Below are 15,127 nucleotides of genomic sequence, written 5' to 3'. Positions count from 1 at the left end.
ATTATTTTTGGTGGTTTCTGAGGTCGTCGGGCTGGCCGTTAAAGCGGCTGATGGTGACCGCGTCCATCACGTATGCTGCACTACCTAATGGGTCTTCATACATGGCGTTGCCCAGGATGCCGGAAACTGAATAGGCACTATTAATATCTGCCAGTGTAAAGCCTCCGTCACTCACAACATAGACCATCTGATTGGGCGCGGGCGGCGGAAAATGCAGGCAGGCGCCGAAATAAGGCACCAGGAAAAAGCGCAGCACTTTACGTTTACTATCTGCTTCCAGTGGCACGATAAAGCCATTAAGTGTAACCGCCTTGCCGTCCAGAGCGGCTACATTCGCGGAAGAGTGCAAAACGTTCTGGTAAGCGTTATCGGTTGCAGCTTCAATGGCTGTGATGAACTGATCTTCCATTGAGCGGTCAGGCCCCGACTGATACTTATTAAGCAGTTTTTGCTCTGCCGGAGGGAGTAAATCTGCCCATCCCAGCGGCTTAAATTGCACCGACTCAACCTGAGTCAGTAACCTGGCATCAGACGTGATGTAAATGGGCTGGCTGCGCTTGGAATCAAACAGTGCCGCAGGTAACAAACCGTCGGCAAAGAACACGCGGCCAGCTAACACGCCTGTTACAGCGGCTATGATGAGAGTGAAAATAATTTGTCCGAAAGCGGGAAAGCCCTTCACCCGGCCTCAACGATAAGTGTTTGTTTGGTGCTGAAAGCAGATCCTTCATATACGGCATTGAGGGTAACCGTTATCTCATGGGTGCCGGGCTTGGTTGAGGTAAAGGCCAAATCGTAATTGTCAGACACTGCGCTTAGCTTAAGGTTACTGGCAGACTGCAATTCAATATCGTCACTGCCGCGAACGGTTAAACTCACGTTGTAATAACTCAGCGGCACGGTGATCTTTACACTTTGACTGCTTTGACTGCCTACTTTTACCACGGCTTTCTTTGCCAGAGTCACTGTTGGATAGTTTTCCGTTTGGCTCATCATGGCTTCGTAACGGCTATTTTTGTGGTAGGCAGCGAATGCACCAAAACCATTGGCATGCATCTGACAAGCCGAAGCCACAAACGTACTGGCAGACAAAGCACTTACAGTCGTAAAAATGAGTAGTGATTTCTTCATGGTTGTTACTCGTAAAGTTGGTAGTTGTTGACATGCAAGGTATAGGCAGAGGTGCCTAAATCGTGTTTGCTGATTTCAATGTTAAGCTTGCCCTCAAACCAGAAGGGCTGTTGCAGGTTTTGTAGCTCAATGCCCTGGGGATAATTGACAAACAGGATCTGATTAGGCGGGGGCGGTGGCATATGCAGGCAGGCGCCAAAGTATGGCACCACAAAGAAAGACGTAACCCGACGCTGCTCGTTTTGTGCCAATGGTACAATGTAACCCGGAATTCTGATGGCTTGCTGGTCAAACTCGGCTATCGGCCGGGTGGAGCTTAGCGCATCACGATACCGCTCGGCCTTCTGATCGGTTATGTCTCGCTGATTAAGCGCCGCCACAGAGTCCTGTTGGGAACCATCTTCAATGCCGTTGAGAAAATCCGGTGGGTCAAGCAGTGCCGCCAAATCTTCTTTGGGCATCAGCTCAGTCCATTCGACTTCCCGGTATGGCTCCGCCGCGCTGGAGGCAGAGGTGATAAGGCAGAATGCCGTAATAACGACTAGAGTTATCCGCGCCATAATACCCGTTGCTTTATTGAGTCGGCTATTAGGAATGGAGGTGGTTGCCATAAAAAAGGGTCCGTTTTATTGTTTATTTTGATATGTTATAACATTTGGTTTGCCGGTGTAAGGGGCTCCTCGTTTCTTTGTCGCTAAGGCAGGGCGAGTGACCGTTTCAATTCATCGGCGAAGGGTATAATCTGGATATAACAATAAGGTGTAGTGAAAATTGACATTGCCAGAAACAAAACCAGTACAGGCGATTAGCCTCGAAAATGTGACCTATCAGTATCCCAAAAGCACCTCCCGACTGGGCTTTCCCCAATGGCAGGTAGCGCAGGGCGAACGTCTGTTTTTATATGGGCCCTCGGGCTCGGGGAAAACCACTTTGCTCAATTTGCTGGCCGGGATCCTGACCCCGGATAGCGGCAATGTAACGTTGTTGGAAAAGCCATTTTCAACCCTGAGTGAGGGCAGGCGTGACAAATTCAGGGCCCGCCACATTGGTGTAGTCTTTCAGCAGTTTAATCTGGTGAGCCATTTAACCGTGGCGCAGAACATTGCCCTGGCGGCGCATTTTGCCGGCGGCAGCCAGCCGGGCCGCGAGCAACTTGCCGAGCTTATCCACGCATTGCAGTTGCCGGCAGAGGTGTTAAACAAGCAGGCCAGTCAGTTAAGTGTGGGGCAGCAACAGCGAGTGGCTATCGCCAGAGCGTTAATTAATCAGCCGGAGATCCTGCTGGTGGACGAGCCTACCTCGGCGCTGGATGCCGACGCGCGGGATGCGTTTATGCGGCTGCTAACCGAGTTGTGCGAGCAGCATCACACCACCTTGATTTTTGTTAGTCATGATCAGAGTCTGAGTCAGTATCTGGATAAAAGTGTAGCCTTAAGCGCAATTACCAATCCTGCGGAGGCTTCATCATGCTGATGTCTTTTGCCTTAAGCAGTTTGCGTAGTCGCGGTAAATCGCTGGCACTTACTTTTTTGTCGTTGTTGATTAGCGTAAGTGTGTTGCTGAGCGTGGAACACGTGAGATTACAGGCTCAGGAGAGCTTTAACCGCACAGTATCGGATGTCGACCTCATCGTCGGTGCGCCAAGCGGCCAGTTAAACCTGATGCTCTACACGGTTTTCCGGATGGGCAGCCCAACCAATAACATCAGCTATGCCAGCTATGAGATGTTGCAACAACACCCGCAGGTAAACTGGGTCATTCCAATCTCACTAGGGGATGCCCATCATGGTTATCGCGTGCTCGGCACCAATCAGCAGTATTTTGACCACTATAAATTTGGTAACAAACAGCCGTTAGTGTTTAGTCAGGGGGAACCCTTTAAAGGGGTCTTTGGCGCGGTGCTCGGCGCTGACGTCGCCAGAACGCTTAATTATAAGCTGGGTGATGACATTGTGATTGCTCACGGCCTTGGCGCGGTGAGTTTTCAGAATCATGACGACTCGCCTTTTACCGTCACCGGCATCCTGGCTCCCACCGGTACGCCGGTGGATAAAACCGTGCATGTTTCATTGCAGGGCATAGAGGCTATGCATTTACCTCATGCCCAGCTGGACAGTGTGTTAGCACAGTCAGACAACCTGACTAACCCGGCCGTGCAGCCAGATAGCGTAACCGCTGTAATGGTTGGCCTCACCAGCAAATTTGCCACTTTCACTTTGCAACGGGACCTGAATAACTATCCGGATGATCGGCTGATGGCTATCTTGCCGGGTGTGGCGTTAACAGAAATGTGGCAGATGATGTCGAGTGTGGAAAACCTGCTGCGCTTCATTAGTCTGCTGATCATGCTGTCATCGTTATTCGGTTTATCCACGATGTTACTGGCTTCAATGCAGCAGCGAGAAAAGGAAATTGCAGTACTGCGAATCATTGGCGCAGGTGCGGGAACAATTTTTCGTTTAATTTTAACTGAAGCCCTGCTGCTTGCCGGGGCGGCAAGTCTCACAGCTGTGGCTCTGGTATCTGGCGCTTTTGCGGTGGCCAAAGGATGGTTAGCCAGCCACTACGGCCTGTTTATTTCAGCTAATCTGGTAACCCTGCACACCGCTATGGTGATTGGTGCGATATTGCTGGCGACGCTGATTTGCAGCCTGTTACCCGCTATTGATGCTTACCGTGGCGCCATTAATCAAAGGCTTTAAAGACGATGAGAGACCCGGTTGAATGGCCGGGTCTCTATGGCGTTAAACCTTACTGGCTGAGACACTGCCCATTGTTTTGGCGAGCAGGGAACAAGGTATTTAGCGTGGCGATTAACGTCGCGTAATCGTTGGCCATGCGGTCTGCCTGTACCTGAGTGAGAACCTGTCCCTGAAGCGCCTCGCGCTCAGCCTCAACATGGGTGTAGTGGAAAATTCGCATATCTATGTGGTGCTGCTGCCAGGCATTATCCATGTTTTCAATATTGGTATGCGAATCGTCGATAAAGACAATGGCGTCAAACTGGCGATTAGTGGTGTTTAAGATCCACTCCAGCATGGTGCCTTTGTTCATACCGGTGGTCATCATCAGACCGCGGCTGTAACTCATTTCCCGCTCTAGTTTTTGCCGGTAAACCGGATTGCTGTTACCGCTTGGTGTAAGTGCCCCACGACTAACATCAATGCCGTTGCGCAACAATTCACGCTCAGTGGCTGCCCGGTTTTTAGGGGCGCGCGAGGTCAACAGCAGCAGCGTATTGCCCGCATCCTGCCAGTTGTTGAGTAACCCGGGCACCTGAGGTTCTGTGAGATTCATCGGTGCCAGTTCATAGAGCAGACTGATAGTATCTTCGAACAGGCAGCTCACCTGTTGTTCCTCGGTGGGTTTGACATTCAGCTTTCCGCGCTGCCATTGATACCAGATATCGCCGCCCAGATCGGTGGCACTGGTCAACAGAGTATTATCAATATCGGCAACGACCAGCACGTTTTCGGCGCCGTATTTGTCATTCAGGTCAGATACGACCGGGGCAATCACACCGAAGCTTTCCACTTCAGCGACGGTAACCTGACTGTTTATGGTAGACGAAGTGCTGCTGCAGCCGGTGGCAGCCAGTAGCAACGCGAGAATAACGGTGCGAAGTGCACGATTGGATAAAGAAATTGAAGGCATAAGTGTTTTTGTTGGTTAAAAGTTCTGCGTCAAACACCGTAATGTAGCAGATTCGCCGGCTAATCGACATGCTTTATCGGCAGTTAATCAGACAAACCAGAAAGCGGCGTAACTGACCAATATTTAGCGATCAATATTTGTTTTACGTTAGGGGTTATTTTTAACTAACTGAAAAATAATAAGTTTGTAGTTGGCGTGGCAATTGCTTTAATGTACGCAGTTTAAATGACATTGCACAACACAGGGAGCCACCGTCATGGTTAAACTTGAAGATCGTCCTATCGAGCAGGTCAGGGAAGAAGTCATCGATAAGCTGATTTATCACTACAGTCATGGGGTGATTTCCGCCGATGCGTTTGAACGCCGGCTGGATAAAGCGATGGCCAGTCAGGACCATCAGGAAGTTGCTGCTCTGGCCGCCGATCTCACCATGCAGGTTGATGGTGATTACACTCGTGAAAAAGAGAAAAAGCTCAATATTAATTACAGCGCTGGTGATGTGCCAGACAACGAAACGGTGATCAACGTTATGGGCGGTTCCGATCGCTCAGGGCGCTGGAAAGTACCAGCCGAAATTCGTGTGCTTAATATCATGGGCGGCTCCGATATCGACTTCACCGATGCCGAATTTACGACCCCCAATGTCACCATCAAAACCCTGTGTATTATGGGCGGGATAGACATCAAGGTACCGGAGAACGTTAACGTTGTGACCAAAGCATTTTGCCTGATGGGCGGCCTCGATAACAAAGCCCCGTCGATTGCTGACCGGCAGGCACCAACCATCACCGTGGAAGGCATTGTATTGATGGGCGGTGTGGATATTGGACTTAAACGCACCATTAAAGAGAAATTTGTCGAGCTGGCTAATCAGATGAAAGCGTTGTTTGGCAGCTCACAGCGGTAGGGCAACATGCCCCGGCTTTAGTTTTTTGGGTGGTTAATCCGGTCAACCGATTGTGCTGGCCACGCGCAGCGGTTTGTGGTGAGATGCGGGCATAATATACTCAGCTGAATCCCATTTCTAATGAGCATTAAGCCAAAGTACCGGGTGGTCCGGTTACCTTCCACTACATGCCCTCAGGCCATGGAAAAAGAACAAGTGCTGCTTGAGCAGGTGCAACAAGGCAGCTTTAGCCAGGGGTTATTGCTTTGGCGCTGTGCCACTCCCGCTATTGTTTTGCCCGCCGGGCGAAAATGGCAGGCGACTGAACCTTTGCAACAATGGCTGGCGCAGGTCGGGTGGGGCATACTGCACCGTCGGTCTGGCGGCGCGCCGGTTCCGCAAAGCCCGGGCATGCTGAATATTGCCCACATGTACACTTTAACCGCAGCGCAGCCTTATTCTGTTAAAGGCGCCTACCTGCATCTCTGTGACAGCTTACTCGACTTTTTTACCGGGATGGATATTTATGCCGAAGTCCATGCTACCCCGGGTGCGTATTGTGATGGCGATTACAATCTCAACATCAATGGTCAGAAAATTGTAGGCACGGCGCAGCGGGTGCTGACGGCTCCGGGCGGCCGCAGGATCGTACTGGCACATGCCTGCCTGCTCATTGATGATGTGCTCGAAGATATCATTCCGCCGGTCAATGCGTGTAATGCGTTTAATGATGTCCCGGAGCGGGTTAGTGTGGCGGCTCATACCTGTCTGGCCCGTCATCTCAGCACGCCGCTCACTACCGATGACCTCTTCACGCGGTTAATCCACGCTTTTTCTCGTCACACGGTTTTTTCTTAACGGTCAAAAAGACTATACTGCGCTCTTTTTTCAACCCAAGGACATTCAGTTAATGATTGTAAAACTTGTTCGCAATGCATTGGGCATGGTTATTGTCTCCGTTGATGTACTAACCCGCTGGAGTCGGGTGAAGCGTTCGCCGGAGGCTCAGCAAAAGGTTGCACAGGCTGCTCAGGGGATGACCCTTTACCATTTTTTTGCCTGTCCGTTTTGCGTTAAAACCCGCCGTGCCATCCATAAGCTGCGAGTACCCATTGAAAAGCGCAGCGCGGTTCAGGGCTCACCGCACCGGGAAGAACTGATCCAGGGGGGCGGCAAAGTGCAGGTACCTTGTTTACGTATTCAGCACAGCGATGGCCGGGAAGAATGGTTGTATGAATCCAAACAAATTATTGGCTATCTCAACGAACAATTTGGCCCCGCGTAACACTTTTCATTGATACCGTGGATGCCTGTTAAGGCAGCGTCTGCGGTAACGTAATCTTTGCTGGTTTTCTCCCTCCATCTCTGTTTAGCGACCTCTTTTAAAGTTTAAAACCCTAATTCCCCGGACCAGTGGAAAATACGCGTGTTGACGGCTAAATAAAAATGGTTATCATTTACCTTTTCTGCAAAAGTGCCTCGTCGACTTAGCTGTTCCTGATACCAAAGGGTTCACCGCAAGCACTGCATAGCAACGATAAGGGTATTTCGTTATGCGTTTTTCTCTGGGCACGGCCCGTCAATGGCACTGGATCAGTGCTGCCGTTTCGCTGGTGGGCATGCTGTTATTTGCCGTTACCGGCATTACACTTAATCACGCCGCAGTGATCCCTGCATCGATCTCCATTACCACTATCGAAGGTGACGTGCCCGATAGTGTGTTAACGCACCTACAAAACTTACCTATGGCAGAAATGCCTGCGCCACAACCGGTTCGCCAGTGGCTGGCCAGAGAACACAGTATTAGTGTACCGGCCGATGTGGCGGGCGAATTTGATGGCATGGAGTTTTACCTGGCCTGGCCGGGGCCGGGCGCCGATCGCTGGCTGGCCATTAACGTGGATGAGGGGGCGCTGCTATATGAAGGCACAGAGCGCGGTTGGATTGCTTACTTTAATGACTTACATAAGGGGCGTAATACCGGGCAGGTGTGGTTTGTGTTTATCGATGTAATAGCCATCGCCATGATTGTGTTTACCCTGACCGGATTATGGTTATTGGTAAAACAGGCGTCTCACAAGCAGTCAACCTGGCCTGTCACCGCGTTGGGGTTATTGATCCCGGTGGTCATTGCACTGGTCTTTATCCATTAATTTCGGGCGGGGAACAGGTTGAATGACAGATAATCAACGACTGTTGCTGGCGCTTGCCTTGTGCGTGGTCTATTGCGCATGGGTAGGCTTTATTATTGTTAGCCATTACGTCCGGCAACGAGACCGGCGGCATGTCACCACTGGTGCGTTTATTGTGGCGTACGCCAGCCAAACGGGTACGGCAAAACAGTTGGCTGAATATCAGGCTGGATTGCTGGGCACTGATCGCCCGGTGAAAGTCATCGCGCTGAACGATCTGGCCATTGATACCTTACGAAAAGCAAGCGATGCACTCTTTGTGGTTAGTACCTATGGTGATGGCGAGCCACCCGATAACGGCCGACGTTTTTATCGGGCGCTTCAGCAGCATAATAAACAGCACAATACTGCATTACTGCAATCCCTTTCTTACCGGGTAATCGCTCTGGGTGATAGTCAGTACCCGGCGTTTTGTGCCTTTGGCGAACAACTTGATGATGCCCTTCAACAATCCGGTGCCACGGCCATCGCTGAGCTGGAAAAAATCGACCGGGCACAGTCGCAGCCCCTGCCGGGTGATGTTTCTGACGGGAGGGAGAACCCTCTTACTTCAAGTACCTGGAGGGTCACTGAGCAACAGCAACTCAACAGTGCAGATGGCCGGGAACTCTTTATGGTGACACTGGATGCCGACCAGGCATTGCCCGCCTGGCAGGCCGGTGACATTCTCGATATTCAGCCCCATAACGCTAACACGGCTATTGCAGAATGGCTTAGAAAGCATGAACTCAACGCGGATACGGCTATTGCTGTTGAGGGCACGCCAACCCCGCTTAAGCTTGTACTGCAAACCCGCCAACTGACGGATTTATCCGGGGCAGGGAACAAAGAGCAACACATTCTAAGTATGCCCTTGTTACCCTTGCGCAGTTACAGCATTGCATCGGTGCCTGAAGAGGGGCAGCTAAAACTGATTGTCAGAAAACAGTATCACCCAGATGGTACGCCAGGTATCGGCTCCGGCTGGCTGACAACTTATGCGGGCAGTGAAGAGCCATTTTATGCCAACGTGAAAGACAATCCGCTATGCCATATTGCGCAATCTGATGTACCGCTGGTGCTCATTGGTGCGGGCAGTGGCCTGGCGGGCATTCGGGCACAGCTGGCAAAACGATATTATGCTAACAGTGAAGCCGACATCTGGTTAATTTATGGTGAGCAGTCGCCGCAACTGGACAATGTAATTCCTGCCGCTATTGAAACTTGGCAAACGGGGTTTGCCGGGCTTAACATTCAGCAGGCCTATTCGCGAGGCGAGCCCGGCCAATATGTACAGGATGTCATGGTAGCGGCAGCCGATGAACTGCAAAACATAATTGCCCGGGGAGCGCATATTTATGTGTGTGGCAGCCATCAGGGGATGGGGCAGGCAGTGCACCAAACGCTCACTGACATACTCGGCGAAGACGCATTAATGCAGCTTATTGATGAACAGCGTTATCATCGCGATACCTACTAGTCCGCAGCACTGGCAGCAAATACTAATCAGGCAGTAGTTCATAAGTAGTACAGATGCGGCTTAATGGATAATGTTAATCCATCATGCCGGGTGGTACATATATACTCATTTAACAGATGAGAGTATGTCTATGAAAAAGTGTTTAGCGTTTTTGTTAGTAGCCTTTAGCAGTTTTACCCTGGCTGATGAGTGCGCTGTGACTATCGAAAGTAACGATATGATGCAGTTTAACCTGAAAGAAATAACCGTGCCTGCCTCATGCGATACCTTTGAGGTAACGCTGAAGCATACCGGTCAGCTGGATAAAAAATACATGGGTCATAACTGGGTGTTATCCACCACTGCCGATGCCCAGGAAATTGTTAACGGCGCTCTGAAAGCAGGTCCGGATAACAATTACCTGCCACCGGGCGATGAGCGTATTATCGCGGCCACCAAAATTATTGGCGGCGGAGAGCAGGACACCATTACGGTAGATGTTGCTGGTTTAACTGCCGGTGAAGACTACACTTTCTTTTGCTCATTCCCTGGCCACTTTGCCATCATGAAGGGCGCGTTTATTGTTAACTAGCCACACTCAGGAAATCGTCTTTGCGGGCGATTTCCTGAACTATTGCTCACCTCTGTTGATCATTATGAGTGAGTTTTCTCGGGTCAAGTAGCACAATGAGCTCGTCTCGCGAAAGGTCGGTCATTTCATCTGCCACATCCACAATCGGACGCTTTTGTTGATAGGCTTGTTTGGCAATTTCCGCTGCTTTGTTATAGCCGATAATAGGGTTTAGCGCCGTCACCAGTATGGGATTTTTATCCAGCGCAGCCTCAAGGTTGTCGGTTAATACTTCAAATCCGCTGATCGCACTGTCGGCCAGCAGTGTGGCGCTATTAGCCATTAGGGTAGTGCTACTTAACAGGTTACTGGCAATCATGGGGAGCATCACGTTTAGCTCAAAGTTACCCGACTGACCTCCCAGGGTGATGGCGCTATCGTTACCGATGACCTGAGCGGCAGCCATCGCTGCGGCTTCAGGGATCACCGGATTAACTTTGCCCGGCATGATGGATGAGCCGGGTTGCAGAGCGGGCAGGGCTATCTCGCCAAGCCCTGCTAAGGGGCCCGAATTCATCCAGCGCAAATCATTGGCGATCTTCATCAAACTCACGGCGGTTGATTTGAGCAGACCAGACAGGGTGACGGCAGTGTCCTGTGAGGCAATCAGGGCAAAAAAGTTATCGGCCGGTTGAAACGGGATCCCGGTGAGTGAGGTTAGCGCCTGATTAAATGTGGTGGAAAAGTCAGGATGGGCATTGATACCCGTACCAACGGCAGTCCCCCCCAGGGCCAGTGTCTGCAGTGCTGGCTGGTGGTCATTCAACGTTTTTATCTGCTGGTCTATCTGTGCTTGCCAGCCGGATAAACTCTGATCCATTCGCACCGGCATAGCATCCATAAGGTGGGTTCGGCCGGTTTTACATACCTCTTTCAATTCGGCCGCTTTTTGCCCGATTACGTCAGACAAGTGGCTGAGTGCAGGCAATAGGTCGTGTTGCAATGCCATCGCTGCACTCACGTGCAGGGTGGTGGGAATGATATCGTTACTACTCTGACCGTAATTCACATGGTCATTGGGGTGTATTGCGATACCAGACTGACGACTGGCCACATTGGCTATTACTTCATTGGCGTTCATGTTAGTGCTGGTGCCAGACCCGGTCTGGAAGATATCTACCGGGAAGTGCGACATCAATTGTTTGTCGGTAAGTAATTGCTCACAAGCCTTACTTATCGCATCACCAATATCTTTGTCCAGCGTGCCCAATGATACGTTAGCCTGAGCGGCGGCTTTTTTGACCGTAATTAACGCCTTAATAAAAGCTTCAGGCATCGGCTGGCCGCTTATCGGAAAGTTATTTACTGCCCGCTGCGTTTGCGCACCATAGAGAGCATCGGCGGGGACGGCGAGTTCGCCCATGCTATCTTTTTCGATTCTCGTTTCAACAGGGTTGGTCATGATAATGTCCTTAGTTAAAAGAATGTCGGCGTGAGTTGAACAAACCGGTGTTTAAATCTTCTCACGCGAAGATTATCGTTTGCTGTAACACTTAACTTTTCGGCTGCCAGTAAGGGGCGGTAAATCAGGTCCAGGCACTGGATACGCCAGTGCAGTGCAACCGCGTTGTCGAAGGCTGCGTCGAGTAAGACCGTTGCGCAGTTCAGCAAAATACGAATTTTTTCGGACGATGCCTCAACAGACTCCGCACTGCAGAGGGCTAAGTTTATATAGCATTGCAGCGACTCTGGATCATCCGGTAGCCGTCCGCTTCTGACCTGTTGCTTTACGTCAGCCAACTCAACAAGTTTTTCTACAATGTGTCGCGCCATGCCTCAAATCCTGCCTGATGATTGAATGCCTTTATGTTAATGATAACAATTATCATTTGCAATAATGAAAAAATGGCGTATGTTTAAGTCAGGAGGACATGCCAATGGAAATTTCTTTTTTATGCAGCAAACACGCAGACTGGGTTTACAGTCATCCACTCGAAGCACTGAATTTTTTGGCCAGAGATGAAGTCCAGGGAACGACTCTGTTTTATGAGGGAGAGTATCGTGAATCTATTCCCTACCTGGGCTGTGCGTTTGATATCACGGCAATTTTGCTGGAGGTCGAGGAAGGTCAGAACCCTCAATTGATTGAAAAAGTTTTTGCGCTGTCGACCCTGATTGGCGATGCCTATAGGGCGCTTGGCCTGGTGGAATATCAGGCGGCAATGCAACGCCGGGTTGCAGACTTGGTGACCGCTTTAAGTTATCAGGTATTGCAGGTTGAGCAAGGTGTACGCGCTGTCAAAGACTATAGCGTCAGCAGACATTAACCGGAGGTGATCATGACCCAGCTCGATGCCGCCTATACTAAATGGCGCAAGGTTATAGCTGCAGGGAATGACAATTTTGAGCTACGTCATACTCTGATAACACTGGTTTACTACTTCAGAGCCATTGATTTGGCTGTGTTGCTGGTAAAACAGTGGCCCCTATCGCAACGGGCCATTCATGCCCTGCTAGTCAGCTATCACAATTTAGCTGAGCTTTATGAGCGGGAAAAGTGCATGCGCCAGGCCTGGCAGGTGCTGGTAACGGCAAAACAGCAAATGATGGTGGCTTTTTGCAAACAGGGCGAGAGAGCAGGTCTGAACGTGGCATGCCAGCAGGCCCGTAAGCGATTAAGTCAGTTTGAAAATGCGCATGGTCGTTTTGCGCCGTTTTCGCCACCGCAAAAGGGATTAAACACCTATACGGGGAACGGTTTAACTGCGCTTCATTCACAGCAACCCGTGAGGAGGTAATTATGTATCGAGTTTGCTGGCGCGGTCTGATTGCCGGGCTGTTCACAACGGGGGTGAGCCTCGCGGCTCAGGCCCACGAGGGGCACGATCACAGTCATTGGAGTAGTCTGTTCATTCACGCCTTACTGTTACTGTCGATGGCTGCAGCTGGCCTTGCCATTGTGTTTGCTATTTATCGTGCTATCAGCCGCTGGCTGCCAGCGGGAAAGTAATGGGGCTTGAAAACGGGGGCTAAAGTACTAGCCTAACAGACCGCAAAGTACCGCTTTATTTGGTTTTCTAATAGCTTGTGAAAGTCTATTATGGCGTCTGGCCCGTATCGGACCCCATTCCCTTAAACAAAATAAAAGATAAGCTATGACCAAGTTTTCCCAAACAGGTTGGTTGCCTGCCGTCACCATCCTGTCCTGCGTTATCGCAGTGACCTTTAGCGCCAGTACGCCAACCGTGGCAGCAGAATTGCCCGCTGATATTGAACGTATTACGACTACCGGCTCCCGTACCGGCAAAGATAACAACGACGCACCGCTGGTTATCAGCGCTGTGGGGCAACAGGATATTAATCTGGTCTCGCCCACGCATATTGAGGAAGTGCTTAAATTTATTGCCGGTGCGCAAGTACAGCGCGGCAATGGGCAGGAGTACCTACCGGCATTGCGATCGCAGGTCTTTAGTGGCGCTGGTGCGTGCGGTGGTCTGTTGACCGCAGAGGATGGGATCCCGCTGCGCGCTGCAGGCTTTTGTAATATCAATGAATTATTCGAGGCGCACGCCGAGATGGCCGAACGGGTTGAAGTCCTCAAGGGGCCGGGCTCGGCATTGTACGGATCCAATGCTGTCCATGGCGTTGTTAATGTGATCACTCCCGACACCACCGAAGGCGGAGGGTTACTGGGATATGACTACGGCTCTTACGGTTATAACCGGATGAAGCTGCGTAGCGGCTATCAATATGGCGATGGGGGGGTAGGGGTTAATGCCAGCGTCACACGTGATAACGGCTACCGGGTGGCCGAAGGCGTGGATCAGGAAAAATTCAATCTGCGTCATGAACATGCGTTCTCGTCATTAACCCTGACAACCGGCCTGACCTATACCAATCTGGAGCAGGAAACCGCTGGCTACATCTCAGGTACCGATGCTTATAAAGACGCTCAGCTCGCGCAGGGAAACGAAAATCCGGAAGCCTTTCGTAACGCCAGTTCGTTGCGCCTTTGGTCCAAAGCGCTGTGGCAGTTAGAGGGCGGCGATACGCTATCGGTAACTCCCTATATTCGCGATCAGGACATGGAATTTTTAATGCACTTTCTGCCCGGGCAACCTACCGAGGAAAACAGCCAGCAAGGTGTGGGTGTGCAAAGTTTATGGACCCATAATGTTTCTGCCAGTGTTACCCTGAATGCCGGTATTGATGCCGAGCAAACCGAGGGAAGCCTGTTGCAATATCAGGAACAGCCAACCACCGGCTCGGCGTTTCTGGTTGCCACCATTCCGACGGGTAAACATTATGATTACGATGTGGATGCGTCGTTGATTGCAGCCTTCAGTGAGTTGGTGTGGCGCGATGAAAGCTGGTTACTGAGTGCAGGTCTGCGCTACGAATATATCCATTATGACTATACCAATAATATGAATTCGGGGCGCTTACGCGAAGACGGCACGGCCTGCGGTATGGGCGGCTGCCGGTACTCGCGACCACCAAGCAGTAAAAACAGCTTCACTAATGCCTCACCAAAATTGGGTGCCACCTATCTCTACTCTGACACTACGCAATTTTATGCTAACTATTCACTAGGCTATCGCGCGCCTCAGGCCACTGAACTGTATCGTTTGCAGCGTGCTCAGCAGGTCGCCGATCTTAATTCGGAAGAAGCGCGTAACGTCGAGTTCGGCGTAAAAGGCAATTACCCCGGCTTGAGCTATACCATTGCTGCCTATTACATGGATAAAGACAACTTTATTTTCCGCGACAGTAACTTCTTTAATGTTAATGACGGTCAGTCGCGACATACCGGCGTGGAGCTGGAATTGCGCTGGCAGGCCAGTCAGCGCCTGGATATTGCATTGGCGGCAACCATGGCAAGCCACACTTACCGCTATAATCAGGAACTCGGTGGCGTTAATATAAACGGTAACGACATTGACACTGCGCCCAACACCATTGCCGATGTGCGAATAGGCTATAATTTCACGCCGCAAGTGCGCGCCGAACTGGAATTAAACCACGTTGGCGAGTACTACACCGACCCGGAGAATCTGCACGAGTACGAAGGCCATGAGTTAGTGAATTTGCGTTCATCCTGGCAGTTAACGCCCGAGCTTACCCTGTATGCAAGAGTGAATAACCTGTTGGATACTGCCTACGCCGAGCGCGCCGATTTTACCTCGTTTGGTGGTGATCGTTATTTTCCGGGCAGACCACGTAATTATATGCTGAGCGCCACCTACTCCTGGTAA

At 50.8% G+C, this 15,127-nt stretch carries 18 protein-coding genes; 12 read left to right on the top strand and 6 right to left on the bottom strand.

Annotated features, from left to right (window positions below; genetic code table 11):
* Position 1: 1 nt before the first annotated feature.
* The 3 genes from AC27IB_RS23200 to AC27IB_RS23190 are packed head-to-tail and all read right to left on the bottom strand — an operon-like array spanning position 2 to position 1,742.
* Positions 2-682, bottom strand: coding sequence for a DUF3299 domain-containing protein (locus AC27IB_RS23200; RefSeq protein WP_487123995.1), 681 nt, complete (start codon positions 680-682; stop codon positions 2-4).
* Entirely contained in the window at positions 679-1,131 is a 453-nt protein-coding gene (locus AC27IB_RS23195; protein WP_487123993.1) for a hypothetical protein, read from the bottom strand. Before AC27IB_RS23195 ends, AC27IB_RS23200 begins: the two co-directional genes overlap by 4 nt.
* A gap of 5 nt (positions 1,132-1,136) precedes the next feature.
* Complete coding sequence (locus AC27IB_RS23190) at positions 1,137-1,742, bottom strand: DUF3299 domain-containing protein (RefSeq protein WP_487123991.1); 606 nt, start codon at positions 1,740-1,742, stop codon at positions 1,137-1,139.
* 160 nt (positions 1,743-1,902) lie between these two features.
* On the opposite strand from AC27IB_RS23190, the gene AC27IB_RS23185 reads away from it, so the two are divergent.
* Both AC27IB_RS23185 and AC27IB_RS23180 read left to right on the top strand, forming a co-directional pair.
* Positions 1,903-2,604 (top strand): ABC transporter ATP-binding protein, encoded by a 702-nt coding sequence (locus AC27IB_RS23185; RefSeq protein ID WP_487123989.1) that lies wholly within the window; start codon positions 1,903-1,905, stop codon positions 2,602-2,604.
* On the top strand, positions 2,598-3,833 hold the full coding sequence (locus AC27IB_RS23180) for an ABC transporter permease (RefSeq protein ID WP_487123987.1): 1,236 nt from the start codon (positions 2,598-2,600) through the stop codon (positions 3,831-3,833). The genes AC27IB_RS23185 and AC27IB_RS23180 overlap by 7 nt, the downstream gene beginning before the upstream one ends.
* Before the next feature lie 49 nt (positions 3,834-3,882).
* On the opposite strand, the gene AC27IB_RS23175 is transcribed toward AC27IB_RS23180, so the two are convergent.
* On the bottom strand, positions 3,883-4,785 hold the full coding sequence (locus AC27IB_RS23175; RefSeq protein ID WP_487123985.1) for a DUF2608 domain-containing protein: 903 nt from the start codon (positions 4,783-4,785) through the stop codon (positions 3,883-3,885).
* Positions 4,786-5,041: 256 nt separating this feature from the next.
* Between AC27IB_RS23175 and AC27IB_RS23170 the strand changes: the two genes are divergently transcribed.
* The 6 genes from AC27IB_RS23170 (at position 5,042) to azu (ending at position 9,893) form a co-directional block, all read left to right on the top strand.
* Positions 5,042-5,692, top strand: a complete 651-nt coding sequence (locus tag AC27IB_RS23170; RefSeq protein WP_487123983.1) for a DUF1707 SHOCT-like domain-containing protein — start codon at positions 5,042-5,044, stop codon at positions 5,690-5,692.
* A 120-nt stretch (positions 5,693-5,812) separates the two neighbouring features.
* Positions 5,813-6,529: a lipoate--protein ligase family protein gene (locus AC27IB_RS23165; RefSeq protein WP_487123981.1), complete on the top strand. Its 717-nt coding sequence runs from the start codon at positions 5,813-5,815 to the stop codon at positions 6,527-6,529.
* 52 nt (positions 6,530-6,581) lie between these two features.
* The gene (locus AC27IB_RS23160) at positions 6,582-6,956 is read left to right on the top strand and encodes a glutathione S-transferase N-terminal domain-containing protein (RefSeq protein WP_487123979.1); all 375 of its coding nucleotides are present in this window, start codon (positions 6,582-6,584) and stop codon (positions 6,954-6,956) included.
* Between the two features lie 268 nt (positions 6,957-7,224).
* Complete coding sequence (locus AC27IB_RS23155) at positions 7,225-7,824, top strand: PepSY-associated TM helix domain-containing protein (protein WP_296044688.1); 600 nt, start codon at positions 7,225-7,227, stop codon at positions 7,822-7,824.
* Between the two features lie 22 nt (positions 7,825-7,846).
* Positions 7,847-9,322 (top strand): flavodoxin domain-containing protein, encoded by a 1,476-nt coding sequence (locus tag AC27IB_RS23150; RefSeq protein ID WP_487123977.1) that lies wholly within the window; start codon positions 7,847-7,849, stop codon positions 9,320-9,322.
* Positions 9,323-9,452: 130 nt separating this feature from the next.
* Positions 9,453-9,893: an azurin gene (gene azu / locus AC27IB_RS23145; protein WP_487123975.1), complete on the top strand. Its 441-nt coding sequence runs from the start codon at positions 9,453-9,455 to the stop codon at positions 9,891-9,893.
* A 46-nt stretch (positions 9,894-9,939) separates the two neighbouring features.
* Here azu and AC27IB_RS23140 read toward each other — a convergent pair whose 3' ends face one another.
* Positions 9,940-11,334 (bottom strand): class II fumarate hydratase, encoded by a 1,395-nt coding sequence (locus AC27IB_RS23140; protein WP_487123973.1) that lies wholly within the window; start codon positions 11,332-11,334, stop codon positions 9,940-9,942.
* Between the two features lie 14 nt (positions 11,335-11,348).
* Entirely contained in the window at positions 11,349-11,705 is a 357-nt protein-coding gene (locus AC27IB_RS23135) for a hypothetical protein (RefSeq protein WP_487123971.1), read from the bottom strand.
* Between the two features lie 104 nt (positions 11,706-11,809).
* On the opposite strand from AC27IB_RS23135, the gene AC27IB_RS23130 reads away from it, so the two are divergent.
* The 4 genes from AC27IB_RS23130 (at position 11,810) to AC27IB_RS23115 (ending at position 15,127) form a co-directional block, all read left to right on the top strand.
* On the top strand, positions 11,810-12,199 hold the full coding sequence (locus AC27IB_RS23130; protein ID WP_487123969.1) for a hypothetical protein: 390 nt from the start codon (positions 11,810-11,812) through the stop codon (positions 12,197-12,199).
* Between the two features lie 12 nt (positions 12,200-12,211).
* On the top strand, positions 12,212-12,670 hold the full coding sequence (locus AC27IB_RS23125; RefSeq protein WP_487123967.1) for a hypothetical protein: 459 nt from the start codon (positions 12,212-12,214) through the stop codon (positions 12,668-12,670).
* A gap of 2 nt (positions 12,671-12,672) precedes the next feature.
* Complete coding sequence (locus AC27IB_RS23120) at positions 12,673-12,882, top strand: hypothetical protein (RefSeq protein ID WP_296044666.1); 210 nt, start codon at positions 12,673-12,675, stop codon at positions 12,880-12,882.
* Positions 12,883-13,027: 145 nt separating this feature from the next.
* On the top strand, positions 13,028-15,127 hold the full coding sequence (locus AC27IB_RS23115) for a TonB-dependent receptor (protein WP_487123965.1): 2,100 nt from the start codon (positions 13,028-13,030) through the stop codon (positions 15,125-15,127).

The organism is Alteromonas sp. 4NH20-0104 (assembly GCF_057547795.1).
Note: the sequence above shows the minus strand (reverse complement) of the source record. Positions and strands in the feature narration are given on the sequence as shown.

Excerpts from the sequence above, each read along its gene's own strand:
- AC27IB_RS23160 (WP_487123979.1), top strand. The coding sequence starts at position 6,582 with ATGATTGTAAAACTTGTTCGCAATGCATTGGGCATGGTTATTGTCTCC.
- AC27IB_RS23180 (WP_487123987.1), top strand. The coding sequence starts at position 2,598 with ATGCTGATGTCTTTTGCCTTAAGCAGTTTGCGTAGTCGCGGTAAATCG.
- AC27IB_RS23155 (WP_296044688.1), top strand. The coding sequence starts at position 7,225 with ATGCGTTTTTCTCTGGGCACGGCCCGTCAATGGCACTGGATCAGTGCT.
- AC27IB_RS23190 (WP_487123991.1), bottom strand. The coding sequence starts at position 1,742 with ATGGCAACCACCTCCATTCCTAATAGCCGACTCAATAAAGCAACGGGT.
- AC27IB_RS23195 (WP_487123993.1), bottom strand. The coding sequence starts at position 1,131 with ATGAAGAAATCACTACTCATTTTTACGACTGTAAGTGCTTTGTCTGCC.
- AC27IB_RS23120 (WP_296044666.1), top strand. The coding sequence starts at position 12,673 with ATGTATCGAGTTTGCTGGCGCGGTCTGATTGCCGGGCTGTTCACAACG.
- AC27IB_RS23175 (WP_487123985.1), bottom strand. The coding sequence starts at position 4,785 with ATGCCTTCAATTTCTTTATCCAATCGTGCACTTCGCACCGTTATTCTC.
- azu (WP_487123975.1), top strand. The coding sequence starts at position 9,453 with ATGAAAAAGTGTTTAGCGTTTTTGTTAGTAGCCTTTAGCAGTTTTACC.
- AC27IB_RS23165 (WP_487123981.1), top strand. The coding sequence starts at position 5,813 with ATGAGCATTAAGCCAAAGTACCGGGTGGTCCGGTTACCTTCCACTACA.
- AC27IB_RS23115 (WP_487123965.1), top strand. The coding sequence starts at position 13,028 with ATGACCAAGTTTTCCCAAACAGGTTGGTTGCCTGCCGTCACCATCCTG.
- AC27IB_RS23170 (WP_487123983.1), top strand. The coding sequence starts at position 5,042 with ATGGTTAAACTTGAAGATCGTCCTATCGAGCAGGTCAGGGAAGAAGTC.
- AC27IB_RS23140 (WP_487123973.1), bottom strand. The coding sequence starts at position 11,334 with ATGACCAACCCTGTTGAAACGAGAATCGAAAAAGATAGCATGGGCGAA.
- AC27IB_RS23125 (WP_487123967.1), top strand. The coding sequence starts at position 12,212 with ATGACCCAGCTCGATGCCGCCTATACTAAATGGCGCAAGGTTATAGCT.
- AC27IB_RS23135 (WP_487123971.1), bottom strand. The coding sequence starts at position 11,705 with ATGGCGCGACACATTGTAGAAAAACTTGTTGAGTTGGCTGACGTAAAG.
- AC27IB_RS23150 (WP_487123977.1), top strand. The coding sequence starts at position 7,847 with ATGACAGATAATCAACGACTGTTGCTGGCGCTTGCCTTGTGCGTGGTC.
- AC27IB_RS23130 (WP_487123969.1), top strand. The coding sequence starts at position 11,810 with ATGGAAATTTCTTTTTTATGCAGCAAACACGCAGACTGGGTTTACAGT.